Source organism: Aquirufa sp. 5-AUSEE-100C1, assembly GCF_054558655.1.
Window position 1 is genome coordinate 270,864 of sequence record NZ_JBPXKO010000002.1, and the last position, 25,985, is coordinate 296,848.

Annotated in this window: 21 protein-coding genes and 1 tRNA gene; 13 read left to right on the top strand and 9 right to left on the bottom strand. The window is 40.3% G+C overall.

Going from position 1 to position 25,985, the window contains the following annotated elements; translation table 11 throughout:
• Positions 1 to 65: 65 nt before the first annotated feature.
• From ACMH5P_RS05030 to ACMH5P_RS05045, 4 genes are all read right to left on the bottom strand, one after another.
• Positions 66 to 839 carry a hypothetical protein gene (locus ACMH5P_RS05030; protein ID WP_459493241.1) on the bottom strand — a complete coding sequence of 258 codons (774 nt, stop codon included), beginning with the start codon at positions 837 to 839 and terminating at the stop codon, positions 66 to 68.
• A 20-nt stretch (positions 840 to 859) separates the two neighbouring features.
• Positions 860 to 1,126, bottom strand: coding sequence for a hypothetical protein (locus tag ACMH5P_RS05035; protein WP_459493242.1), 267 nt, complete (start codon positions 1,124 to 1,126; stop codon positions 860 to 862).
• Position 1,127: 1 nt separating this feature from the next.
• Positions 1,128 to 2,207, bottom strand: coding sequence for a tetratricopeptide repeat protein (locus ACMH5P_RS05040; RefSeq protein ID WP_459493243.1), 1,080 nt, complete (start codon positions 2,205 to 2,207; stop codon positions 1,128 to 1,130).
• Positions 2,208 to 2,332: 125 nt separating this feature from the next.
• The gene (locus ACMH5P_RS05045; RefSeq protein ID WP_459493244.1) at positions 2,333 to 2,644 is read right to left on the bottom strand and encodes a hypothetical protein; all 312 of its coding nucleotides are present in this window, start codon (positions 2,642 to 2,644) and stop codon (positions 2,333 to 2,335) included.
• A gap of 426 nt (positions 2,645 to 3,070) precedes the next feature.
• Here ACMH5P_RS05045 and ACMH5P_RS05050 point away from each other — a divergent pair, with 426 nt between their 5' ends.
• The 7 genes from ACMH5P_RS05050 to ACMH5P_RS05080 are packed head-to-tail and all read left to right on the top strand — an operon-like array spanning position 3,071 to position 12,666.
• Complete coding sequence (locus ACMH5P_RS05050) at positions 3,071 to 3,907, top strand: helix-turn-helix transcriptional regulator (protein WP_459493245.1); 837 nt, start codon at positions 3,071 to 3,073, stop codon at positions 3,905 to 3,907.
• A complete protein-coding gene (locus ACMH5P_RS05055) occupies positions 3,900 to 4,358 on the top strand; it encodes a hypothetical protein (RefSeq protein WP_459493246.1) in 459 nt (152 codons plus the stop codon). The genes ACMH5P_RS05050 and ACMH5P_RS05055 overlap by 8 nt, the downstream gene beginning before the upstream one ends.
• Before the next feature lie 7 nt (positions 4,359 to 4,365).
• Positions 4,366 to 4,977 carry a hypothetical protein gene (locus ACMH5P_RS05060; RefSeq protein WP_459493247.1) on the top strand — a complete coding sequence of 204 codons (612 nt, stop codon included), beginning with the start codon at positions 4,366 to 4,368 and terminating at the stop codon, positions 4,975 to 4,977.
• Entirely contained in the window at positions 4,968 to 6,443 is a 1,476-nt protein-coding gene (locus ACMH5P_RS05065; protein ID WP_459493248.1) for an ATP-binding protein, read from the top strand. Before ACMH5P_RS05060 ends, ACMH5P_RS05065 begins: the two co-directional genes overlap by 10 nt.
• Entirely contained in the window at positions 6,436 to 9,345 is a 2,910-nt protein-coding gene (locus ACMH5P_RS05070) for a Z1 domain-containing protein (protein ID WP_459493249.1), read from the top strand. Before ACMH5P_RS05065 ends, ACMH5P_RS05070 begins: the two co-directional genes overlap by 8 nt.
• Positions 9,346 to 9,349: 4 nt before the next feature.
• Positions 9,350 to 10,246, top strand: a complete 897-nt coding sequence (locus ACMH5P_RS05075) for a PD-(D/E)XK motif protein (RefSeq protein ID WP_459493250.1) — start codon at positions 9,350 to 9,352, stop codon at positions 10,244 to 10,246.
• The gene (locus ACMH5P_RS05080) at positions 10,243 to 12,666 is read left to right on the top strand and encodes an AIPR family protein (protein ID WP_459493251.1); all 2,424 of its coding nucleotides are present in this window, start codon (positions 10,243 to 10,245) and stop codon (positions 12,664 to 12,666) included. Before ACMH5P_RS05075 ends, ACMH5P_RS05080 begins: the two co-directional genes overlap by 4 nt.
• Before the next feature lie 60 nt (positions 12,667 to 12,726).
• Here the strand turns inward: ACMH5P_RS05080 and ACMH5P_RS05085 are convergent.
• Positions 12,727 to 12,803, bottom strand: a tRNA-Asp gene (locus ACMH5P_RS05085).
• Between the two features lie 231 nt (positions 12,804 to 13,034).
• Here ACMH5P_RS05085 and ACMH5P_RS05090 point away from each other — a divergent pair.
• The 4 genes from ACMH5P_RS05090 to ACMH5P_RS05105 all read left to right on the top strand — a co-directional run bounded on the left by ACMH5P_RS05090 (position 13,035) and on the right by ACMH5P_RS05105 (position 16,699).
• On the top strand, positions 13,035 to 13,562 hold the full coding sequence (locus ACMH5P_RS05090; protein ID WP_459493252.1) for a DinB family protein: 528 nt from the start codon (positions 13,035 to 13,037) through the stop codon (positions 13,560 to 13,562).
• An 8-nt stretch (positions 13,563 to 13,570) separates the two neighbouring features.
• On the top strand, positions 13,571 to 14,338 hold the full coding sequence (gene dapF / locus ACMH5P_RS05095; protein ID WP_459493253.1) for a diaminopimelate epimerase: 768 nt from the start codon (positions 13,571 to 13,573) through the stop codon (positions 14,336 to 14,338).
• A gap of 3 nt (positions 14,339 to 14,341) precedes the next feature.
• Positions 14,342 to 16,078 carry a phospho-sugar mutase gene (locus tag ACMH5P_RS05100; protein WP_459493254.1) on the top strand — a complete coding sequence of 579 codons (1,737 nt, stop codon included), beginning with the start codon at positions 14,342 to 14,344 and terminating at the stop codon, positions 16,076 to 16,078.
• 171 nt (positions 16,079 to 16,249) lie between these two features.
• Positions 16,250 to 16,699, top strand: a complete 450-nt coding sequence (locus ACMH5P_RS05105; RefSeq protein WP_459493255.1) for a PIN domain-containing protein — start codon at positions 16,250 to 16,252, stop codon at positions 16,697 to 16,699.
• A 227-nt stretch (positions 16,700 to 16,926) separates the two neighbouring features.
• Here the strand turns inward: ACMH5P_RS05105 and ACMH5P_RS05110 are convergent, their stop codons facing one another.
• From ACMH5P_RS05110 to ACMH5P_RS05125, 4 genes are all read right to left on the bottom strand, one after another.
• Positions 16,927 to 18,519 (bottom strand): peptide chain release factor 3, encoded by a 1,593-nt coding sequence (locus tag ACMH5P_RS05110; protein ID WP_459493256.1) that lies wholly within the window; start codon positions 18,517 to 18,519, stop codon positions 16,927 to 16,929.
• Positions 18,520 to 18,800: 281 nt separating this feature from the next.
• A complete protein-coding gene (locus ACMH5P_RS05115; protein ID WP_459493257.1) occupies positions 18,801 to 20,249 on the bottom strand; it encodes an APC family permease in 1,449 nt (482 codons plus the stop codon).
• 63 nt (positions 20,250 to 20,312) lie between these two features.
• A complete protein-coding gene (gene secDF, locus ACMH5P_RS05120; RefSeq protein WP_459493258.1) occupies positions 20,313 to 23,237 on the bottom strand; it encodes a protein translocase subunit SecDF in 2,925 nt (974 codons plus the stop codon).
• 156 nt (positions 23,238 to 23,393) lie between these two features.
• Complete coding sequence (locus ACMH5P_RS05125; RefSeq protein WP_459493259.1) at positions 23,394 to 23,720, bottom strand: hypothetical protein; 327 nt, start codon at positions 23,718 to 23,720, stop codon at positions 23,394 to 23,396.
• Between the two features lie 83 nt (positions 23,721 to 23,803).
• Here ACMH5P_RS05125 and nadC point away from each other — a divergent pair, with 83 nt between their 5' ends.
• Together nadC and nadA are read left to right on the top strand one after the other, a co-directional pair.
• Positions 23,804 to 24,658, top strand: coding sequence for a carboxylating nicotinate-nucleotide diphosphorylase (gene nadC, locus ACMH5P_RS05130; RefSeq protein ID WP_459493260.1), 855 nt, complete (start codon positions 23,804 to 23,806; stop codon positions 24,656 to 24,658).
• Positions 24,655 to 25,641: a quinolinate synthase NadA gene (gene nadA / locus ACMH5P_RS05135; RefSeq protein ID WP_459493261.1), complete on the top strand. Its 987-nt coding sequence runs from the start codon at positions 24,655 to 24,657 to the stop codon at positions 25,639 to 25,641. The genes nadC and nadA overlap by 4 nt, the downstream gene beginning before the upstream one ends.
• The last annotated feature ends 344 nt before the right edge of the window (positions 25,642 to 25,985 follow it).

Consider the following 25,985-nt stretch of genomic DNA (forward strand, 5'->3'; position numbering starts at 1 on the left):
TAACAAAGGAATTCTTTGGATGACATAGACAAAGAAAGATGCAGAATTCTACTCGCCCAACATCGCTATTCTCCTATTTTTTCCATCCCCTTAAAATCCACCATCAATCCATCTCCCCGCATGACCTGAGGATTCCTAGACTTGATCCGAACGCCTGTATAATAGCCATCCATCCCACTTAATTGCGGATTAGATTGCTCGAAATCCTGCCATTTCGCAGCATCTAAGGCTTCATTCGTGACCGTATTTTCCACAATTAGCCAACATTCCTTCCCCTGTGCATCCCGAAACCAGATTTGCGGATTCACCTCCGGCAAATCACAAAAGGATAAAACCTCATTCCCCTGTTTTTCTACAAAATCGCGAACTACTTGGATGGCAAAATTCGATAATTCCCAGGCTGACATAACCACTGGAGCTTCCTCCGACTGCCCAGGTGGATCAATTAACTCCCCCGTTTGGCCATGAATCAAATTCCAACCTGTTGACCTAGGCAACAATATTTCATCATCAAAATCAATCCTGAAAACACATGGAATTAATTGGTGCGCCCGGCAGGCATCCAATAAATTTCGCATTTGTTGTTCGCTAAGCGAAGATTCTTCTCCATGCCGAATATCAATCAGAACCGAAAATATTGAGTTTTTATGCGCAAAACTTAGGTGGTCAAAAGATGGAAATGTCATCTCCGCTTTAATCCATCGAAACGCAGGTAAATGAGCGGGGGGAGCCGAAAAATTGAATCGAGTAAATTGCTCCTGAAGCTGCATGCCAGCCATTTGCCTCGCGGCCAAAAAGAGCTCCGAGGGTTCCTCAGGGCGGTCAATGAGATAAGCCATATTTTATCTGTTAAAGATGTTTAATAACAATATTTTACTACCCCCAATATCACCCCCTTCTTCTTCAGACGCTTGACATCCTCCAAAAGGCTAGCAGGACTTGATTTGGACAACACCACATCCCCGCCTACTTGATTAAGTTTCGCGGGCAACCGTTGGAAGCCTGAATGTGCCAACACCAAATTCCCCTTTACCACCTCCAAATTGGGAAAGCTGTGTTCATCCACCTGTTGGTTTCCCTGAACATTCAAATCTCCACCGATGTGGATCAAATTAGGTAAAATCATTTTACATCTGTTTAATTTGAACACCCCGCTTTTTCGCGTAGGCCAAAAAAGCCGAAAATGCCCGTGGATCTTCTGTCAAATAGCGATCAAATGCCACATTCTTCTCCAACCTACTTGCCTTTTGATAATCACGCAAGGCACCGGGTAGGTCATGCAAATGGATTTTGGCGATGGCCCGACTGAAATACGTGCCCGCTTCATCCCCCGCAATGGCTAAACTTTGATTGAAATCTTGAAGTGCCCCTCGGTTATCCCCCGCATTCCCTTTGGCAATGCCACGGTAATAATAGGACTGTCCCGTTAAATAGGCATTATCGTCCATGGCTTCCATCGCCCGAATGATACGCGTCCGGTCCCCGATTTCCAAATCAAATCGCTTCAAGGCGGAATAGGTATCCGCCCGGCACAAACGCGCGAAACCATTGGTCGAATCGATATCCAACGCCGCATCGAATTCCTTCAGCGCCTTTTGATACTGCTTTTTCCGCTGATATAATCGTCCATGGAATTGATAGGCGTCGGAAGTCAAGGTATCCGAAGATTTAAAGGATTGTATCATTTCCAAACACGCCGGATCATTTCCTGTCTCAAAATAAACAATCATTAAGGCCATGGATAGTTCATCGGACGGTTGATCCGCTAAACTTTTCGCCTTCAACAAATAGGGCAATGCCACCTGAAAGGCCTCTTCTTTTGTATAGATTATCCCCAGATTCAAATATGCATCCGCATAAGTAGGGTCCATCCCAATGGCCCGATTCAAATAGGCTTTGGCCTTTTCAGTGTCATTCAGGTCCCAATAGCCCTTCCCGAGTCCCGTACACGTCTTCGCATCAGGATGCATCGCGTAGGCTTTCTCATAATCCGCCAAGGCCTCCGAATATTGATACAGCTCCGTTTCACAGCGCGCGCGATCGTAATAGGCCTCCCAGTGCGTCGTGTCACTTTGTATCCACAAGGTCAAAGCCTCCCGGGCCTTTTCATAATTCTTCGCGGCAATTAACTTTTGGCCCCATTCCAAGGTCGTTTCCCGACAGCCCATGCAGGCCAACAAACATAAAGCCCAAATGATTTTTTGCATAGTATGTAATTAATTCACTGCAAGAAAGTGAATTAGTAAAGAGCCTAAAAACACGGAAAGGAATTTCAGTGACAAAATTCGTCGCCATTTTCTTGTAGAGACGCGACACCTCGCGTCTCCCCTTCTTACAATAACAACAATGGCACCAAAGACAACGCCACTCCTATAATCGCAATCGTCCAATACGTATTAACTGTCTTCTTCGTTAAATCCAAGGTCTCTTTTTTTACCTCTTCCTGCATCACCGCTTTACGAAACTCCGCACAATCCTTTTCCTTCTGATTAAAATATGCAAACTCACGATCTGTCATTTGACCGATAGACCGTGTTTTCAATACCGTATAGAGACTATCGTTACACGGCGACACCACAGCCGTCTGCCCATTAACCGACAAACTCATAACTGCTAAAGCAAGTACTAGAACTAATTTTTTCATGTGTATATAATTTGTTTCTGGCAAATAAGTTCAAGCCAAAGACAGCTAGAGTCAAACCTATTTCCCCGACCCGATTTGGCAGGAAAATTGCAGACAGCCTCTTTGGCAATCCTTTCAGGTTTGCCAAAGTTTAAGACGCGATACCTCGCGACTATCCCCTTTTGTAGAGACGCGATACCTCGCGTCTATCCCCTTTTGTAGAGACGCGATACTTCGCGTCTATCCCCTTTTGTAAAAACACGATACTTCGCGTCTAGTCCCCATGGTCATCAATAACACCAAACACCACCTAATCTAACTCCCCTCCGGACTTCGGACTTCGGACTGCCCACTGCCCACCGCCCACTAACTTTCACTGACAAATCAAGTCATTTCCCCAAAACCCTAAAAAACAATTCATTAAGTTTAAATTTTAAAACCGAATTTATGTTCAACCAACATCGGATTCTGCGGGTTTTCAAGTTGATCACCCTATTAAAAACCTTTCCTGCCAAATCCATCAAACGCCTCGCGCAGTCCCTGGAAATCTCTGAGCGTAGCTGCTACCGCTACCTCGATCTATTAGGGGAACTCGGGTTTGAGGTGGAGAAAGACCTGCACCATAAATTCTATTTACGTTCGGAAACCATTTCGGAACCCTTTACGAAGGAGGAATCCCAACTCATCCATGAGGCTCTTTCGGTTGCTGCCAAAAACAATCCCTTGGCCGCTTCCATTCAAGCCAAACTCCCCTACTTGGCGGAATCCCAAACCCGAGCCAACCAAGTCATGGCCGTTCATTTAGCCAAGCTCGTTTCCCAAATTCAGGAGGCGATTAAAAACCAGAAACAAGTCAAGATTTTTAAATACCAGTCGGCAAGCAGCGAAAGCATCACTGATCGAGTCATAGAACCGATTGGATTCACCGACAACTACCAAACCCTCTGCGCCTTTGAGATCGAGTCACAACAAAATAAATATTTCAAACTCGAGCGCATGGGTGGCCTAGAAATATTAGAAGAAAATTGTAAATTCATGGACGCACACCAACTGCTAAAACCAGACGTCTTTGGTTTCAACGAAACCGGCGAACGCTTTCACATCCAGTTAAAACTCAGCATGCGTGCTATGCTCTTCCTAAAAGATGATTATCCGGCAACGGTTGATTTTCTAACGGAACAAAAAGATGGTTCGTGGTTGCTGGATGTGGAGGTGAATAGTATGGAGCCGGTGGAAAGGATTAAAAGGAGCATGCCATTAGAGTCAAAAAATAATTATGAATGAAGTAATAAATCTGAAATCTTACAAAGATTTGCTCGAATTGAAACCAAACAGCCTTTTAACCAAAAAAAATCTTTGGGACCTCATACAATATTCAAAAGTTAAGGGAAGCGAATATTATATCGATGAAACATATATTATTGGAAATACTCCACAACAAGGTATAAATTGGGTTGGTAAAATGCCTGAATTTAAATTAGTAATCATAAAAACTAAAGCAGGCAAGTACATACATGATGGTTATGAAAAAAAAGACTACTACAATTATTCCTTCAAGGCACAGAAAGGAATTATTAACGAAAATGAAACTGCAAATAAATGTCTTATTCTACAAAAAATAAATAAGCATCCAATTTTATTATTAATAGAAGATGGTAGTAATTGGAGAGTAGAAGGCTTTTTTACTGTTTCGGACATATTTGACGAATATGTAAGGTTGTTAAAAATATTTTAGTTGAAATATGAGAATTTTATTAGCATGCGAAGAATCCCAAGAAGTATGTAAAGGGTTTCGGGAAATTGGACATGAGGCTTATTCTGCGGATATTTTACCTTGTTCAGGAGGATTCCCTGAGTGGCATATCCAAGGTGATGTATTAGAAATCTTGAATGATAATTGGGATATGATGATTGCATTCCCCCCTTGCACACATTTAGCTGTAAGCGGAGCTAGACATTTTAAGAAAAAAAAAGAAGATGGTAGACAACAGCAAGGTATTGACTTTTTCATGAAAATGGTCAATGCTCCCATTCCTAAAATAGCAATAGAAAATCCTATTGGAATTATGAGCTCAATTTATCAAAAACCAACGCAAATAATCCAACCCTATTATTTTGGAGATCCATATTCTAAAGCAACTTGCCTCTGGTTAAAGGGTCTACCAAAACTAGTGCACATAAAAGAAGCGCCTCTCTTCCCGGAATTAGTTACCCATACACACAAAGGTGAATTCGTAACATTTTCAAGTGGGAAAAGAATGGCAAAATGGTATTCTCAGGCTTCAGGAAATGGCCATTTAAGAAGTAAAACTTTTCCTGGAATAGCAAAAGCAATGGTTGAACAATGGGGTTAAATTATAATAATATTGCCGAGGATTTTACACCAGATCCATTTGCTCTCTTAGAGTCAAATAGAAATTTGGGCTATTCAATAGAGGAAGCAATTTCGGATTTAATTGATAACTCAATATCGGCTAAATCAACGGAAATAGAACTGAGATTAAATTGGAATAATTGCAGTCCATACTTTAAAATTATAGACAATGGAAATGGAATGAATTTAAATGAATTAATCCATTCATTTAAGTTAGGATCGCTAAAAGAGAGAAATAAGAATGATTTAGGGCGATTTGGATTTGGGATGAAAACAGCCTCAATTAGTCAAGCAAGAAAACTTATTATAATTTCCAAAAAAGAAAGCTTTGAACCAGTTGCTAGGTCTCTTGATTTAGATTTCATTCAAAAAAATAATTCATGGAATTTGATTAAACCACAATTAGAGGATTTTGAGGAGGATTTCGATTATTTAGAAAAAAGAACAAGTGGAACTATATTAATTTGGAACAATTGGGATAGAGCACCACAAGATTTAGAAAATTTTGCTTCTCAGATTGTTAAAACCATAAATTATATATCCGTATGCTTTCACAGATTTTTAGAGAATCAAACCTTAAAAATTATAATTAACGATATTAAAATTATAGGCATTAATCCAATTCCAAATTCATCAACTCTAAGTTCAACGATAAAATTAAGTGACCAAGAAGATACTACATTAAATTCTTATAGTTTACAACACCCAATTCATTGGGACGAGGATTACGAAAATGCCACATTTAGATTTAATTCGTATTGCTTATTTAATGGCTTTGAACAACAGCAAGGAATATATATTTATCGTTTAAACAGATTAATTACTCCATATGGCGGATGGAGAGATCTAATGAAAAGTAAAAACTCTTCAAAATTAGCGCGAGTTAAGATAGATATACCGAACAATACCGAAATAGATGAAAAATGGAACTTAGAAATTACAAAAACAAACGCCAATATTCCTTATGATTTCATTAAAGAGATTATACTTTTTGTAGAAAAAACTAAGATATTATCAGGGGTAAAAGTAAATGGAGGAGGTCGAAAAATTCAAAAGGATTTTAGAGCCAACTATGAGAATGCAACTATATGGAAAGATCAAATTGAAAAATCTAGTTACCAGTATAAAATCAATGAAAACCATCCAATATTTCAAATACTAATTCAAAAATCACTAATTGATTTAAAAACATTAAAAATTATATTAAATGTCATAGAATCTAATTTGCCTATTTCAAAAATTATTGAAAATAATGATTTAAAACCTACACATCATGACAGAATAAAACATACAGAAAAATTAGGTACTGAATACCTAAAAATTGCAAAGGAGTTATATTCAAAATATCGCCTAAATTCTAATCATCATGAATCTTTAATCCAACTGTTTAAATGTGAACCTTTTTATTTACATCAAGAACAAATCAAATCTTTTCTAAATGAATGAAACTATACAAAAAGCTTTAAACGGTTGCAGGTTAAAGATTAGCGCAGAAATTGAAGAATTAAATTTATTTGGCAACAATAGTTTTGAAAATATCGAAAAAACTATTTCTTCAATATCATCTATTTATTTTAATGGCCTTCTATCAAATCAAAATGATATAAGTTTTGAAGAATTTTATAAAATATTATCCGAATCATTTGGGGAAAAAAAAGCTGCAGAATCAGCAAAATCACATGATATAGAGCCATGGTTAGATTCGGCCTGGAGAAAAAATGAAAAAATAAGATTTGAATGTTATAAAAGGTATCTAACCAGAACAGGAAAGTTAGATCTTATTGAACAACTCGAAGCTGATACGTTTGAAATCCTAGATAATTGTCATAATCCCAAAGACCCAAACACAATAAATAAGTCATGGGATCGGAGAGGGTTGGTATATGGTCACGTTCAGTCAGGAAAAACAGCAAATTATGTCGGATTAATAAATAGGGCATTTGATGTCGGTTATAAAGTAATAATTGTATTGACAGGAATTACCGAAGATTTACGAAGACAAACTCAAGCAAGGATAGATCATGGTGTTCTTGGAATTTTGAATGGGGAATGGGTTGGTATTGGTGAAGATAAATTGTTCCAAGATCTTGACGATAATATTTCATGTCCAACCTCATCAGATTCAGATCTTTCAAGAATTGGTAATTTAGATACTTTAGTTGGGATAAACCATAAATCAATATGGGTAATCAAGAAAAATAAAACTGTTTTAGAAAATTTAATTACTTGGTTAAATAATCATAGCAATAGACAAGATGAGAACTATCAACTTCAAAATACCCCTTTTTTAATTATAGATGATGAAGCTGATAATGCCTCAATTCAATCAATGTCTAAATCTGAATTTAACTTGTATGATTTAGCAATAGATTTGGAAGCTAAGGATGAATTAAGTGAAAGTGAACAAGTAATTTTAGAAAATGCTAAAAATCAAGTAATATCTACAATTAATAAATATATAAGGGTAGCATTATCACTTATTTCTCAAAAAACTTTTATTGCATATACAGCAACACCCTACTCAGTAATTAACCAAAATGAACTGAATATTGAACGTGAAGACATTATTATAAATCAAAAAAAATATCGAATCGATAAAAATAGCCAACTTTTCCCAAAACATTTCATAACACCACTTAACCCGAGTAAATCCTACATGGGAATTGAGAAAATTTTCGGCGGCAATAATGACTCGATACCTGTATTAGTTAATATTAATCAAATTTATTCCGAAAATCTTGATGAGATATTTTTCCGGGGGCAAAATCAAGATTATAATTTTGAACAACTTCCTGAAAGCCTATCAGATGCCATCATACATTTTTTGGTAACAATTTATGTAAGAAAATATAGGGGTCAACACGATTACAATTCAATGTTAATACACACTTCACATTTGACATCAAGAGTTGATTACCTTGCAAACCAAATTAACGTTTTTCTAACCAATCAAAGAGAATTATTAATAGCTCAAAATAATTACACATATCAAAAATATAATAATGCATTAGAATTAATTAAATCAAATTCACTAAATCCAATTTACAAATTGCAATTTGGTGATGACAGATCTTATTTGACCCCAGATAAAATTTCTATAAATGATATTATTGACATCCTAAATTCAGAAATTCAGCCATTAGAGGTGGTAAGTTATCACTCGTCCAAAACACTAATTGATTCAAATGGAAACAATAAGCCTCTTAAGCATAGCAATCGAAATTTAATTTACAAGGCTTCCAGAGATCTCAATGAAAGATTAAGAAATTACATTGTCGTAGGTGGTAATAGACTGTCACGGGGGCTAACATTAGAGGGTTTAACAACCTCTTATTTTGTCAGAAATTCATCTCGAATGGACTCACTTTATCAAATGGGTAGATGGTTTGGATATAGAAAAAATTATGAAGATTTAGTGAAGATATATTTAGAGGAAAAGCATATTGATTGGTATGTAGATATTTGTAAGCTTGAGAAAAGCCTTAGAGATGATTTGTTAGAAATGAATGAACGTCAGATTGAACCACGAGAATGGTCAATCAAAATGTCAAGAAATCAATCACTTGCATCAATTCAGGCAAAATTAAAAATTTGCGATCCATTAAAATTACAGAACACCCAGGAAATGCCATTATCGTTTTCAGGCACATCTATCTATACAAGAAAAATTAGTTTAAATAATATTGAATCCCATTGTCAAAATTTTGAATATTTTAAGGAATTTATTGATTCATTGTTAAATAACCACAAAAATATTTTGGTAGACAACAATGAATTAATTGGATTTAAAAAAACGAATAAACTAGATCAAAATATTAATTTCCAAAATATTGATCCAACCGAAATATTAGATTTTTTTCAAAAAATTTATTTACATCCTGACGAGAAAAGTGAATTTAAAGAAGTATTTAAATTTTTGAGTGTTAACATTTCAAAAATCAATTCGTTTTCCATTGTAATTAAACAAAAAATGAATTCTAAAATTTATCCGAAAAATGAATGGGTAATAGCTAGCAAGGATGGTCATCAGGTACATGGAATAATACGATCTCCAAAACAATCACATCAACCTATAAACGAATTAGTATTTGAACAACTTTTAGATAGCGATTTGGATAACACATTTGATATCATAAATAATGAAAATGTTTATAATCAATATCATGAGCTTCAAAATGGAAGCTTTAAACATAAATTTCGCTATGAATTAAGAAAGGAAAGTAAAAAGGCCATTTTAATTATTTATTTAACAAAATTTGATGAGCACTTTTTCCCACTATTTTATCTTACAATTCCAGGAATGGATGGTGTTGACAAAGTTTCATATATCGTCAGAAAAAATCGTTAATAATATGGAAAATGTGGTATCTAAGTTTCATACAAAAAATGAAATCGTATCTCTTTTTAAAAGGCAAAACGAGTTAAACCATTATGATTTGTTAAGTATAAAATTTTCTTCAGATGAGGAAATTCATAAGTTATTTTTACCCAAATTAAAATACTTATATTTTGTATTAGGGAATAATGAACTAATGGTACATATAAATGATGAATCATTAATTGATTACTTCAGCAAGTTTATTTATATATTCTATTCGCAACTAGAAAAGAAAGATTCCACAGTTGATTTGATAAAAAAATTCAATAATTCAATTAGAGATTTAATTAAGTTGGGGGAAAAAAATCCTCAAATATCAATTAATAGTGCTAGGGGCCTATTTGGAGAATTAAAATATTTAGAAGAATTACTACTTGAACGGGAATCAAGGTTTTATAGAGAATTAATCGATTCTTGGCATAGACCATCTCCTGCAAATCACGATTTTTCATTTGAGAAAATTGAAATTGAAATAAAAACAATTTCTAAAAAAAACACTACAATTAAAATTACTTCTGAATATCAACTTGAAAGCCAAGAATCTTCAGATTTGTATCTAGTATGCTATCGCTTGGATAATATAAATAATAGCTTGGAAGACTCTCTGGGCAAGTTATATTCAAATATAATAGATATGCTTAAATCAGAAGGATTAGATGAAATGTTTGCAACAAAATGTTCTATGGATGAAATAAATTATTTAGGTCCATCATTAACTCCACTAAATTACAAATTTGTCCTTATTGAGAAGATGAAATTTCTAGTAGATCAAAATGAATTCCCGCGAATTAGAAGATCCAACCTAGATATTGGAATTAGTGATGTTAATTACAGCGTAGACATTTCTATGCTAGAAAAGTTTAAAATATGAATAAAGAATTAGAAATAACAAAAGGGATATTATTTTCAGAATATTACAATCTGTATAAGATTTCAAGGAATGAAAATTTTATTGAAGATTGTAAATTTTTGCGTTTTATGGACCTTTTATACAATTCTGAAATAATTAGATACCCTCCAGTTGTTTCTAGATTTAGTGGCTCCATAAATGGGAAAAAATGGGGAATATTGGGAAATAGTATTTTTCATTTTATAATTAATGATGATGATAGTTCATCATCAGATGATATACCAGAAGAAGTGACTAATGTTTCACTGATACCAAATTTCCATGTTTCTATAATTACCGGTTCCTTTAGTAATAGTTTAGAAATTGAATTCATCAAAAAAGATGAAATATTGGATTTGATTCAACAAGCTAAAAATTTTATAATTAATGCATTAGAAGGTTATTATATTAAAGATTTAAATGAAGGAAGAGACCTTCAAGAAAAAATAAATAAATTTTTTAAAGAAAAGACCTTAGACAAAATTGAAATAATTTTTATAACGGATAAATTAATTGAGTCAAACAATTTAGAAAACAAATTTTCGCTGAATGATTATAATCTTTCAGGTAGGATTTACTATTGGGATTTAAAGAAATATAATGATCAAAAAAGAAGTAAATCGAAACGAATTCCAATAAACATAAATTTTGAATCTACAGATTATGAAAATTATAATGTGAGTTTCATTAAACAAGAACAAGGTGAACTAAATTATATTTTGGCAATATTCCCCGGCGATTTGTTAGCCGAACTTTATGATGATAAAAATACTCAATTGCTTGAAAATAATGTTCGAGTTTTCTTGTCAGCCAATAGAAAAGCAAATAAAGCAATAAGAAATACAATAAAAGAATATCCAGAAAATTTTTTTTCGTTTAATAATGGTATTTCAGCAACTGCTTCGAATGTAGTAATTAAAGATGGAAGAATAAGTGAAATTCAAGATTTTCAGATAGTTAATGGCGGTCAAACAACTGCTACGATTCATTATGCTAAAACAAGGGACGGCTTATCTTTATCAAATGTTTTTGTTCAAGTTAAAATCACTTCAATTAATTCAAATGACACTAATTATGCTAAAATAGTAGCAGAAATTTCAAAAGCTGCAAATACTCAAACTTCCATAAGAGAAAGTGATTTTTATTCTAATGATTCCCTTTTAATAAACATTGAAAGGTTATCCAACAAAATACCAGCTCAAGATAAAGATGGCAAGTTTGTCTTTTATTTTTTTGAAAGGATGGCAGGACAATATAGTGTTTCGAAAAATAGCCAAGGATTAATGATTAAATCCTGGGAAAATAGTAGACCAAAAGAATTCGTTTTTAACAAAATTGATGTTGCTAGATGGTATAATTGCATTTCACAAAAACCTCACATTGCAGCCTTAAGCGCTGAAAAACAATTTACCATTTTTATGGATAGTGAAGATCGGTTATCAAATTTAAATGAATCGCAATATAAAGATCTAATAGGATTTGGAATTTTATTTAAAAGAGCAAGGAAATTATGTGGGACAAAAACAAATAGAGATTATCCTAGCATAATAGCTGACTCAAGTGTAGGCATGGCAACAACAATTTATGCGATGAGTTACCTAGAACATATCACTAATGGATTAATTGATTATCATAAAATTTATGATTTGAATTATAAAGTTGCAGGATCTTTATTAAAATCAGATAAAAGAATTAATTCTGATTTGGATAAAATATTGGAACATTTCATTAAACAAACTTGGAAACAAATTGCAACATTTGGAAATACTTCCGCACAAGAACAAACAAAAAAAACAGAATGCTGGGAATATGTTAAAGATAATATTAAGATTGATGATTCAATTATACAATCATTAAAACCATTTATGTTATCCTCCAAAAGAGAGGATAATGTAAAAACCGAAGAAGAACAATTTTTTGAAATAATTACATTCCTCTTAAAAGATGAGGCACAAAAGTTGAATTCTATTCATCAATACGTAAATATTGATAATCAATATTCAAATTATAGAACAGCTGTAAAAAATTTAATAACCAGAATTAGGGAGGGAATATCAATAATTAGCCTTACAAAATTAAACGAGATATATAAATTAGGAAGAGAACTGGAAAAAAGAGGATTAGATTTAAATTCCACCAAGAATGATTTAGATTTTAAAAACTTGGATTATCATCTGATACATAAGTACTTCTTCTTAGACAAAGAAAAATGTTATTTAAACCTTTATACTTTAATTTCCGAAAAATATAACTCGGATAAATTAAATGAAGAAAAATTCATTCGGGAATTAAACACTTGTAAAGATATCATTGAAAAATTTCAATTAAATATGGCAGGTATAACGATTAACGATTTAAGTTTTTTAAATCACTTTTTAAAAGATCTTGGAATTACAAAATGATTTTTGGTTGGTAAATACATAAAAAAAACCCTCAGATTTCTCTGAGGGTTTTTTCTTAGTTGGCGGTCCGGACGGGACTCGAACCCGCGACCCCATGCGTGACAGGCATGTATTCTAACCAACTGAACTACCGGACCGTCTTGTAATTGGTGGCACAAAATTAAGGAAATTCTTTGGGCCTGCAAGAGCTTGGCTAAAAAAAACGGGAAAAATTTACATCTCGAAGCTCCCTACTCGCCTATCCACTTGAAAATCATCGGGTTGACTAATCTGTGTATTGAATACTTTCTGAGTGCATTTTATCAGTTTTCGTTCAGCTGTTTTCCTTCAAAAAACTTACCTTTGAAGAACTGAAAGCAATTATATTTATGAATTTCCCAGCCTCTTACGAATACCCAAACGCCCCATACTTTGCGGAGTACTTGCAATTTGACCCCAATGCCAATTTGCTGGAGGTTTTTGAAGATCAAACGAAGCAGCTGCTTGCGATCTACGAGGCTTTGACGGAGCAAACAGCGGAATACGCTTACGCGGAGGGCAAATGGTCGCTCAAGCAACTCTTGGGACACATGGTGGATTCGGAACGGATATTCGGTTACCGGGCGTTAGCGATTTCACGGGGCGAAATGCAATCGCTGCCGGGATTCGATGAGAACGAATACATGGATCAGGCGGGTTATGAGAATCAATCTTTGTCGGCCGTTGTAAGCCAATACAAAACCGCACGCGCGGCCACGATTGCCTTGGTGCAGTCCTTTACGCAAACTCAGGGAAATGCGATTGGCTCGGCCAATGGGCATAAAATCTCGGCACGGGCCTTGTCTTGGATGATCGCCGGACATGAAAAACATCATCTTAGCATCATTCAAGCGCGATACTTGCCACATTTTTCTTAAATTAGGACATGCAATTTTACAAATACCAAGGAACCGGAAACGACTTCGTCATCATCGATGACCGAAATCGCAGCTTCAAGCTCGATACCCAAGCGATTGCGCAGCTCTGCCACCGCCGTTTTGGGATTGGAGCGGATGGGCTCATGCTCCTCCAAGAAGCCGAAGGATACGATTTCCGCATGGTCTATTTTAATTCTGATGGAACCGAGGGAACCATGTGCGGCAACGGCGGCAGATGCCTTGTTCGCTTCGCTTCCGACCTGGGGATTGTGAAAGAAAAAGCACACTTTATCGCGGTGGATGGACCGCATTTGGCCCATATTTCACCCGCATCCATCTCCTTGCAAATGCAGGATGTGGCGAATATCGCCCAGCACGACGACGATTATTTCACCAATACCGGCTCGCCACATGTGGTGCGTTACGTCCAACAAGTGCAATTCACGGATGTGAAGAACATCGGTGCGGCCATCCGTTATTCGGAGGCCCATCAGGGGCAGAATGGAACCAATGTGAATTTTGTCGAGAAGCTCGATTCCCAAAGCCTCTTCGTTCGTACCTATGAGCGCGGCGTGGAGGACGAGACTTATTCCTGCGGAACGGGGGTGACGGCAGCGGCTTTGGTATCCAATGCCACGAAGGGCATGAGCAGCCCCATTCAAATCAAGACATTAGGCGGTGAACTCGCCGTGCAATTCGAGGGAAACAGCACAGAAGGTTACACGCAAATATTTTTAATTGGCCCAGCCAAACACGTTTTTACCGGAGAAATATAGGATATGACATTTGACGCAACAACCCAAGCAAACATCGACCAATGGTTAAACGGCCCCTACGACGCCGAAACCAAATCCCAAATTCAAGCCCTCATCGCAGCCGGTGAACAAACCGCTTTGACGGATTCCTTCTACAAATCGCTGGAATTCGGAACCGGCGGTATGCGCGGCGAGATGGGTGTGGGTTGTAACCGCATGAACCAATACACGGTGGGTGCAGCGACACAGGGTTTTGCCAATTACCTAAACAAATGTCTGCCGGGACAAAAAATCAAGGTCGCCATCGCGCACGATTCTCGGAACAATTCCCCGGAATTCACGCGGAACGCGGCGAATATCTTTACGGCTAACGGAATCGAAGTTTACCTCTTCCCTGCTTTGCGTCCTACGCCGCAGCTATCTTTCACCGTACGCGAGTTGGGCTGTCAAGCCGGTTTGGTAATCACCGCATCCCACAACCCGAAGGAATACAATGGCTACAAGGCTTATTGGGCGGACGGTTCGCAGGTGGTTGCCCCGCACGACAAAAACATCGTGGCGGAGGTGAATGCCATTTCATCCGTATCTGAAATTAAATTTGAGGGCAATGATGCCTTATTACATCTGTTGGACGAGTCGATCGACGCGGCTTACCTAAAAACCATTCAGGCCAATTGCCGCAAGCCGGAGGTGATCCAGCGTCAAAAGGATTTAAAAATTGTCTTCTCACCAATTCACGGAACGGGCATTACCTTGGTACCCAAAGCCCTGGAATCCTTGGGTTTTGAGGCGGTGACGGTCGTGGAGGAACAAGCAATTCCGAATGGAAATTTCCCAACGGTCGTATATCCGAATCCGGAGGAAAAGGAGGCGATGACTTTGGCCTTGAATAAGGCGAAGGCGATTGATGCGGATTTGGTGATTGCGACGGACCCGGACGCGGATCGCGTGGGGGCTGCCGTGAAGAACCAACATGGCGAATGGGTACTCTTGAATGGGAACCAAATGGCGAGTTTGATCCTGTATTACTTGTTGAAGGTCACAGATCTCAAAGGCAATGAATTCGTTGCCAAAACGATTGTCACCACGGATTTGATTGATAAAATGTGTGCGTCCAAGGGTGTGCCATGTTACAATACCTTGACCGGATTTAAATACATCGCGCAAGTTATTCGCGAGTTGGAGGGCAAGGAGAAGTTCATCGGCGGTGGCGAGGAGTCGTATGGCTACCTGATCGGCGATGCGGTGCGCGACAAGGATGCGGTGGCCTCATGTGCCATGATTGCGGAATTGACGGCTTATGCGAAAGACCAAGGGAAGTCTTTGTTCGACTTCTTGGCCGAGATGTACATCGAGAATAATTTCTACTACGAGGGCCTAATCTCCCTTACCAAAAAAGGTAAAGCCGGTGCCGAGGAAATCAAGCAAATGATGATCAATTTGCGTTCGAATGTTCCTGCCTCGGTAGCGGGGTCTAAACCGGTAACGGTATTGGACTACGAAGGACTAGTTTCCACAGACCTGTTGACGGGCATCCAAACGCCTATCGCCGTTGGCCGTGGCATCGAAGCCTCCAACGTGATCCAACTCATCCTCGCAGACGGATCAAAAGTCTCCGCCCGTCCATCGGGAACGGAACCGAAGATTAAGTTCTACGTATCGGTAAATGCCCCATTAGCCTCAGCTACTGATTTCGACAAGACCTTCGCGGCCTTGCAGGAGAAGGTGGGGGTGATACAGAAGGATTTGGGGTTATTGTAGAGACGCGATACTTCGCGTCTTTTAAAACACCATCTTGTAGAGACGCGATACTTCGCGTCTTTTTTTTGTTTTCAATTGACTGATAAAATTAATCAATAACCCGATTTTCATTATCAGTTTTAGCCATTCTCGTCGCCTAAAATGATTGGAACTTGCCTAAAAAAACCAGGCATGATTCAACGATGCTATTTTGACACTTCAATATTTGGCGGATATTTTGATGATGAATTTTCAATTGAAACGCATTTACTTTTCAACCAGGTAAGAGCAGGTAAAATGATTTGTTTGTACTCAGAATTAACTGAAAGGGAATTATACCCGGCTCCAACTCATGTACACAATCTTTTAAAAAATTTACCTTCAAAATTCAGGGAGAGGTTAGTCATAAACCAACAAGTTATAAATTTGGCTGAAGAATATATAAATCAAAAAGTAGTAGGGAAGACAAGTAGAGAGGATTGCACACATATCGCAATCGCAACAATTTATCATGCAGATTTACTCGTAAGTTGGAATTTTAAACATATCGTAAATTCGAATAGAATTCAAGGATACAATCATGTAAATTCACTGCATGGATTAACCCAAATCACCATAAAATCTCCAAGAGAAATTCTATGAAAACCTCCGAAGATACAATCAAAGGATATGATTGCGTGAAATCTGTCCGACGAGTTAGAACTAAAATCAACAAGGAGTTGGAAGGTCTTACCCACGAAGAAATACTCCAATATTTTCACGAGGCTAGCAGAAAGTTTCAAGAGAAAATAAATAAACTCAAATAATGTAGAGACGCGATACTTCGCGTCTGACATAAAAAAGACGCGAGGTATCGCGTCTCTACATCTCTACGCTAACTTAAACTCACTCGTAAAGTGGAATTCAATCTCCGGATTATTCGTCTGATTCATGCGAAGAATCCAATCGGATTCCGCGAGGAACACATAGTTACCGTCTTTGTCTTGGGCGATGTTTTGGCCTTTTAGGCGCACGAATTCTTGGAGTTTTTTCGGGTCCTCGGAAGTAATCCAACAAGCCTTGGTCACCGACATGCCATCAAAGCGACATTTTGCGCCATACTCGTGCTCCAAACGGTATTGAATAACCTCATATTGTAGATCACCCACCGTACCCACAATCTTGCGATTACCGAGTTGAGGCTGCGTGAATAATTGAGCAACACCCTCATCGGTTAATTGGTCAATTCCCTTTTCCAATTGCTTTGCCTTCATCGGATCCAAGTTGATGAGTTCCTTAAAGATCTCCGGCGAGAAGCTCGGAATACCTTGGTAATTCATCACTTCGCCTTCCGTCAGCGTATCGCCAATCTTAAAGGTACCCGTATCATATAAACCAATTACGTCGCCCGGAAAACCCTCTTCCACGACCTCTTTATCTTGAGCCATGAAATTGTAGGGATTCGCGAAACGAACATTTTTCTTTAATCGAATATGTTGGTAAAAGGTATTGCGCTGAAAAACCCCAGAACAGATCCGTAAAAAGGCAATTCGATCTCGGTGTTTGGGGTCCAAATTCGCGTGAATCTTAAACACAAAACCAGTGAATTTCTTCTCATTCGGTTCCACGACACGCACATCGGTCCCACGGGCTTGGGTAGGTGGAGCGATTTTGGTAAAGGTATCCAAGAGTTCCTGAATACCGAAGTTGTTTACCGCCGAACCAAAGAACACCGGTGCCAAGTCACCACTCAAATAATCCTCGCGATCAAAGGGTTCGTAAACGCCCTCAATCAAATCCACATCCTCGCGTAATTGATTGGCATCCCGTTCACCCACGCGTGCATCCAATTCCGGCGTCGCAATATCCACCGAAACCACATTCTTTTCAATCTTCGTTTTATTTGCCGAGAACAAATTCAGGGAACGATCAAGCAAATGATAAACGCCCTTGAAGTTTTGGCCCATGTTGATCGGCCAAGTTAAGGGACGAACCGAGATTCCTAATTTTTGCTCTAATTCATCGAGAAGATCAAACGGGTTTTGGCCCTCGCGGTCCATCTTATTGATAAAGATAATCACCGGCGTCTTGCGCATGCGACACACCTCCATCAGACGCTCCGTTTGTTCCTCGACACCCTTCACGCAGTCGATCACCAAGATCACTGAATCCACAGCCGTCAAGGTCCGATAAGTATCCTCCGCAAAGTCCTTGTGACCCGGCGTATCCAGGATGTTGATTTTCACATCATTGTACTCAAAGGTCATCACGGACGTCGCGACCGAGATACCTCTTTGGCGCTCGATTTCCATGAAGTCGGAGGTCGCCCCCTTCTTAATCTTATTCGATTTTACCGCCCCGGCCGTTTGAATCGCCCCTCCGAAAAGAAGCAATTTCTCCGTTAGGGTTGTTTTTCCCGCATCGGGGTGAGAGATGATACCAAAGGTCCGTCGTTTGGCAATTTCCGCGTCAAGCTTTTGCATAATGATAAATCAAGCTGCAAAAATACGCCAAAAAAATCGCTTAGGCAATTCTGTAGAGACGCGATACCTAATTGTAGAGACGCGATACTTCGCGTCTTAAAAAACAATAGACGCGAAGTATCGCGTCTCTACACAAAAACAAAAAAGACGCGAAGTATCGCGTCTCTACACAAAATCAAAATAGACGCGAGGTGTCGCGTCTCTACACAAAATCAAAATAGACGCGAAGTATCGCGTCTCTACACAAAAACAAAAAAGCCCCTTCATCAGGGGCTTTTCATTTACTCTCTCGTATTCAAGTGCGACTTCGGTCGGCCGTACAAGAAGTACACCACCAAACCGAACACCAACCACGCTAATGCGAAGATTTGTGCCGTACGCCCTAAATTCAAAATCAAGAAGGTATTCACCAAGATACCCAACGGTGCCACGATGTTCAATCCTGAAACCTTAAATGGACGATCACGACCCGGATCACGGAAACGTAAAATCCAAACCGCTAAACACACCATCGTAAAGGCAAACAAAGTACCGAAACTCGTCATATCACCCAGTAATGAAATCGGTGTAAAACCTGCTACAACAGATACCACCGCTCCTACTAAGATCGTCGATTTCCAAGGCGTCTTGAAGGTCGGGTGAACCTCCGCAAAGAAACCTGGCAATAAACCATCCTTCGCCATGCCTAGGAAAACACGCGTTTGGCCCAACATCATCACCAACATCACCGAAAGCAAACCTGCCGTCGCCGCTGCCGTAATCACGAATACCGCCCAAGGCTGTCCCGCTACATCAAATGCATACGCCACCGGTGCCTTTAACGCATCGCCCGTGATGTCCTTGTAGTTCAACATCCCCGTTAATACCAAGGATACCGCGATGTATAAAATCGTACAGATCAACAACGACGCAATGATCGCAAAGGGCATATCTTTCTTCGGATTGATCGCCTCACCCGCTTGGGTAGACACCGCATCAAATCCAATGTAGGCAAAGAAAATCGCCGAAGCACCCGAGATGATACCACCCCAGCCATACGCTGGCAACATCTCGCCATTCTCATGCTCTACCAATGATTCAGCAGGAATAAACGGTGTCCAGTTTTCCACATTGATGTAAAACGCACCCATGATGATCACAAACAAAATCACCGCCACCTTCAAGATCACAATCATGTTGTTCGCACTCGCCGCTTCTTTAATCCCTTTTACTAAGATCCAAGTCACAAACCACACAATCACCAAGGCTGGTAAATTCACCGCCGCGCCACCATAAGACACCGGGTCATTCGTTAAGTTCTCCGGAAGATGTAAGCCAAAGAGGTGCAAGAGCTTATTGAAATAACCCGACCACGATACGGCTACCGTCATGGCACCCATGGCGTATTCGAGGATTAAGCCCCAACCGATAATCCAGGCAAATAATTCACCGACTGTCCCGTAAGCGTATGCATAAGCACTACCCTCAACCGGCAACATCGCCGCAAATTCAGCATAACAAAGCGCGGCGAAAATACATCCGATACCCGCAATAATGAATGAAATCGCCAAAGCCGGACCCGCGTGAAAGTGTGCAGCCGTTCCTGTTAATACAAAAACACCCCCACCAATAATCGCACCGATACCGATCGCTGTTAGACTCCATTTGCCCAATACCCGCTTGAGCTCGCTTTTTTGCATGTCTTGCTCAAACATGTGCATGGGTTTCTTTCTCCAGATACTGTTGTTCATAGTTGATTAATTTGTTGGAAAATATAAATGCCGGTCATCCCTTCGAACAACCGGCATTTGAACTTATTTCTTGGGTTTAGAAGATGTTCCGAGGTCGATTACGATTGGCGCCGCTACAAAAATAGACGAATATGCACCAAAAACAACACCGATAAACATCGCAAACGAGAATCCACGTAACACATCACCTCCGAAGATCAATAACACCGTTACTACCAAGAATACAGTAGTCGCCGTCATCACCGTACGTGACATCGTATGGTTAATTGACTCATTGATGGTCTTAATCATCAAGGCCTTATTACCTAAATCTGGATCCACACCGATCTCCTCACGGATACGGTCAAATACAACCACAGTATCGTTAATCGAATAACCGATCACCGTCAATACCGCCGCAATAAATACTTGGTCAACCTCTAATTCGAAACCGAACAAACGAACGATTCCTACCATACCCAATACCACAAGCGTATCGTGCAACAAGGCTACAATACCACCCAATGAATACTGCCACTTACGGAAACGAATCAAGATGTAGATAAAGATCGCAATCAAAGCATAGAAAATCGACACAAACGATTGCATCAAGATATCATCCGCTACCGTTGCTCCTACCTTCGACTCCGATACCACACGTGGTGATGCCGAAGCAAACTCTTTCAATCCCGTCTCCAAAGCCGTACGAACAGTTTGGTTCGCCTTAATCGACTCATCTTCCACTAAATAAGACGTAGTCACCTTCAATTTCGTCGCGCCGTTGAAAGTCTTCACCTCCACGCCTTTGCCACCGAAATCATCTGTCAAGGCTTCTTTTACCTTATCTGTCGGTACCGCTTGGTTGAACTCAACGACGTATGAACGTCCACCTTTGAAGTCGACACCCAAGTTGAAACCTCCTTGCATAATCACCACAATCGCTCCCGCTGCGATTAACAACCAAGAGAACCAGTACGAATACTTACGCTTTCCGATAAAGTCGAAGTTCATTCCTTTGAACAAATCACGTGAGATAAATGTCTCAAACGTCATCTCCTTCTCCTTACCTGCCTTGATCGCACGTTTCGCCATCCACTCAACCAATAAGTGAGAGATATATACCGCCGTAAATACCGACGTCACCAAACCGATACATAAAGTCACACCGAATCCTTTTACCGAACCCGAACCGAAGATGATCAAAATCACACCAATCAAAATCGTCGTAATGTTACCATCCAAAATCGCACTTAATGCCTTTTCGTAACCCACGTTGATCGCGTCCAACAAGCCTTTGCCCGACTTCAATTCCTCACGAATACGTTCGTTGATTAGTACGTTGGCATCCACCGCCATACCCAAGGTCAACACGATACCCGCGATACCTGGTAAAGTCAAAGCCGCTTGGATTTGAACTAACACACCCGCGATAAAGAATACGTTGAAGAACAAGGCCAAATTAGCCATCCAACCCGGTGAGCCATAATAACCTACCATGAACACAATCACCAACAATAAGCCTAACAACATCGACATATATCCTTGGTTGATTGCCTCCGCTCCTAATGACGGACCTACGAATGCATCTTCCACGATACGTGTTGGCGCTGGCAATTTACCCGCCTTCAATACGTTCGCTAAGTCTTTTGCCTCTTCCACCGTGAAGCTACCTGAGATCGATGAACGACCACCTGGAATCTCCCCGTTGATCACCGGTGCTGAATACACATAACCATCCAATACAATCGCAATGCGGCGACCGATGTTCGCGCCTGTCAAGTTCTTCCAGATACGAGCACCTGTTCCGTTCATTGACATCGTTACTTCCGCACGACCTGTTTGGTCAAAATCTTGAGCCGCATCCGTGATCACATCACCCTCTAATGGAGCTTTTTGACCCTCTGCTTGCTTCAATGCTTCTAATGCTAAAATCTCATCCCCGTTGGTTGCAGGCACGCCTTTCGCCGCCCAAGCAAACTTGATATTCGCTGGGAAGAATCCTTTTACATCCGAACGACGGAACAAAGCGTTCACACGCGCTGTATCTTTTACATACACACCGATACCATTGCCCATTTGAATGAACAATTTCGTCAAAGCCGTACCGGAAGTATCAGCCTTCGCCTTTCCTGCTGAATCTTTCGCTGGAGCAGCTAATTGAGATGCCAATGCATTCGCAGCCGTATCTTTCGCCGCTGGAGCCGCCGCTGGAGAAGCAACTTTTGGAGCTTTTGCCTCACGATCCAACAAAGCACCTAGGGCATTTAAACCTGCACCGTACTCATTCAATTCATAACACTCAACGAATTCTAATTTCGCTGCACCCGATAATAATTTACGCGCACGCTCTGGGTTCTCCACACCAGGTAACTCCACTTGGATACGGTTTGAACCTGGCAAACGCTGAATGTTTGGATTCGCAACCCCAAACTTGTCAATACGCGCTTGGATAATCTTATAAACACGATCCACCGCTCCGTCGATCTCCGCATCAATCACACGCTTCACTTGCGCATCCGAAGAAGTAGATGAAATCTTTCCACGGTTCACCGAGTTAGAGAAAATAGATGCCAACGATTGTTTGGGAGCAATACGAGCGAATGCCTCATAAAACAATTCATTGAACGAAGACGTCGAAGTCGCTTGCGCAGCACTTGCTTCCGCTAAAGCCTTCTCGAAGTTTGGATCGTTCGACTGGCCTGATAGCGCACGCAAAATCTCTACGGGAGATACCTCTAATACCGCGTGTAAACCACCTTCCAAGTCAAGACCCTTTTGCAAGGCATATTGAGTCACCTCTTGTAACGTATAACCGATGTAAACCGGTTGCTTCCAAAGCGAATCGATAAAATGTAAACGCTTCGCTGGATCTACTTTTCCATCCGCCAAAGTCGCATACTTAATCGCTTGTTCTTTAATTTGATTTGACTTCCACGTAAACGATAGGAAGAAAATACATAAGGCTGAAATAATTGTTGACAGCCAAATAATGGCACTTTTGTAACGCATAACTTTAAGTTAAATTGAAAATAATAAATTGTAAATATTCTATTGGACCTTGGTCGTTGGACATTGGACGTTGGACCTTGGACGTTAGACCTTAGACGTTGGATAATAGACTTCTGACCACTGATTACTGACTACTGCCTACTGACCCCTGATCTTTCATGGCGCCAACGTGGCGATGAATTGCGTCAAGAGAATTCGCATGAATTGCGTCCGATGAATAACGGTCGGCAATTTAATGGACACATTGGAAACCTTCGCAATGACTACTTGAAGGCTTGGGAAGACAAAATCCTGAGGAAAATCGAGCTGGGTGCTAGAGCTTGTTTGGTAAACATGCTGCTCCGCAACTTGAATAGTCTTTTGTTGTTTCTCCGTTTTGACATGCGCGGTATCGGCCTTCACCAAGGATATTGGCTTTGCCACGAGCCAAAAAAGCACGGGCATAAACAACAATAAGTGGAAAATATTGACCTTCTTTTGCATGATAGGGAGCAAAAATAGGATAATTTTCTTAGAAATCAATTCCGAATAGAATTTTCGTAAATTTGTCCTTCCAAAAAAAACGCATGTTCAATTATTTAGAACCGTCTTACATCCAAGCGTTCATCCAAGCTGCCCTTCAGGAAGACATCGGCGATGGTGACCACACCTCCCTTTCCACGGTGCCTGCGGATGCCAAAGGAACGGCTCAATTGCTCGTGAAAGACCGAGGCGTATTGGCAGGCGTTGAATTAGCCCAAGCCATTTTCAAGGAAGTTGACCCCACACTACAAGTAGATGTCTTCATTCAAGATGGCACCTGGATCGAAGTGGGTCAGGTGATCTTGGAAGTGCACGGCTCCTCTCAATCCATCCTCAAAGCCGAGCGATTGGTCTTAAATTGCATGCAACGGATGTCGGGGATTGCAACCTACACCCGTTCCATGGTCAATATCTTGGAAGGGACGAGAGCTAAATTATTGGATACGCGCAAGACGACGCCCAACTTCCGTTTGGCGGAAAAATGGGCCTGCAAGATCGGCGGCGCGGTAAATCACCGGTATGGTTTGTTTGACATGATTTTAATCAAGGACAACCACGTGGATTTTGCGGGTGGAATTAAAAATGCCCTGGAAAAAGCATTTACTTATAATGCCCAACGATCAGTGCCTTTGGACATCATGATCGAGGTCAGAAATGAGAGCGAATTGGATGAGGTCTTGGCAATCGGTGGCGTAAAGCGAATCATGTTGGATAATTTCAACCCGGAACGCCTCCGCGCAGCGATCCGAAAAATAGACGGTCGCTTCCCGACAGAAGCCTCTGGCGGTATTAATGAGAAAACACTCCGCGCCTTTGGCGAAACCGGAGTTGATTATATTTCGGTGGGTGCCTTAACCCACCAAGTGAAAAGTTTAGACTTAAGCCTGAAAGCGAAATGAATCTAGTAGACGAAGCAACCTCCGTGGGCTACATTGCCCGCTCCACTCCCAAAGGCGTCGAGCTGATTACCGAAATTCAACGCCTCAAAAAGGAGAAAAATGCAGTCATTTTAGCGCATTACTACGTGGATGGGGAAATTCAGGAATTGGCCGACTATGTTGGCGATTCCCTCGGACTCTCCCAAGCGGCAGAAAAAACGGAAGCCGATTTGATCGTATTTTGCGGCGTGCATTTCATGGGAGAAACAGCTAAGATTCTAAACCCATCCAAGAAAGTTGTTGTTCCCGATTTCAACGCGGGATGTTCGTTGGCAGACTCTGTTCCAGCCTCGGAATTTGCGGCCCTCAAAGCTGCTCACCCGAATGCCATCGTGGTATCATATATCAATTGCTCGGCGGAAATCAAGGCAATGACCGACATTATTTGTACCTCATCCAATGCGGTTCAAATCGTCGAGTCCATCCCTGCAGATCGTGAAATCATCTTCGCACCGGATGCGAATTTAGGCCGCTATGTGGCGCACAAGACGGGTCGGGAATTGATTCTTTGGGAAGGCGCCTGCATGGTGCACATCGATATTTCCCTGGAAAAATTAGCGACCTTGAAAAAGGAATACCCAGATGCCTTATTAATCGCACACCCGGAGTGTAAAGAAGTCATCTTGAAGGAAGCCGATTACGTGGGCTCTACCACCGCGCTGTTGAAATACGTGGAAACCTCTCCAAATTCAACCTTCATCGTAGCGACCGAGGCTGGTATCATGCACAAAATGAAGCAAGCCGTGCCGCACAAGCATTTGATTCCCGCGCCGGCAAACGAACAAAATACCTGTGCCTGCTCCGAATGTCCCTACATGAAAATGAATACCTTGGAGAAGTTGTACAATGCCTTGTATTACGAATTGCCGGAAATTCATTTGGAGGAATCCATCCGCGTACCGGCCTACAAGGCGCTCAAAAAAATGCTTGAAATCTCCGCATAGTAGAGACGCGATACTTCGCGTCTAACCGGGTTGGGTCATAAAACCAAAATTATCATAGGGAAAAAGACGCGAAGTATCGCGTCTCTACAATCCGTACTCATAAAAAAAGCGCGATACCTCGCGTCTAACCATATCCCATGTAGAGACGCGATACCTCGCGTCTGAACAAATCCCGTGTAGAGACGCGATACCTCGCGTCTGAACAAATCCCATGTAGAGACGCGATACCTCGCGTCTGACCGGGTTGGATTATAAAACCGTAATAATTATTGAAAAAAAGACGCGAAGTATCGCGTCTCTACAATCTGTACCCAAAAAAGACACGATACCTCGCGTCTAACCGG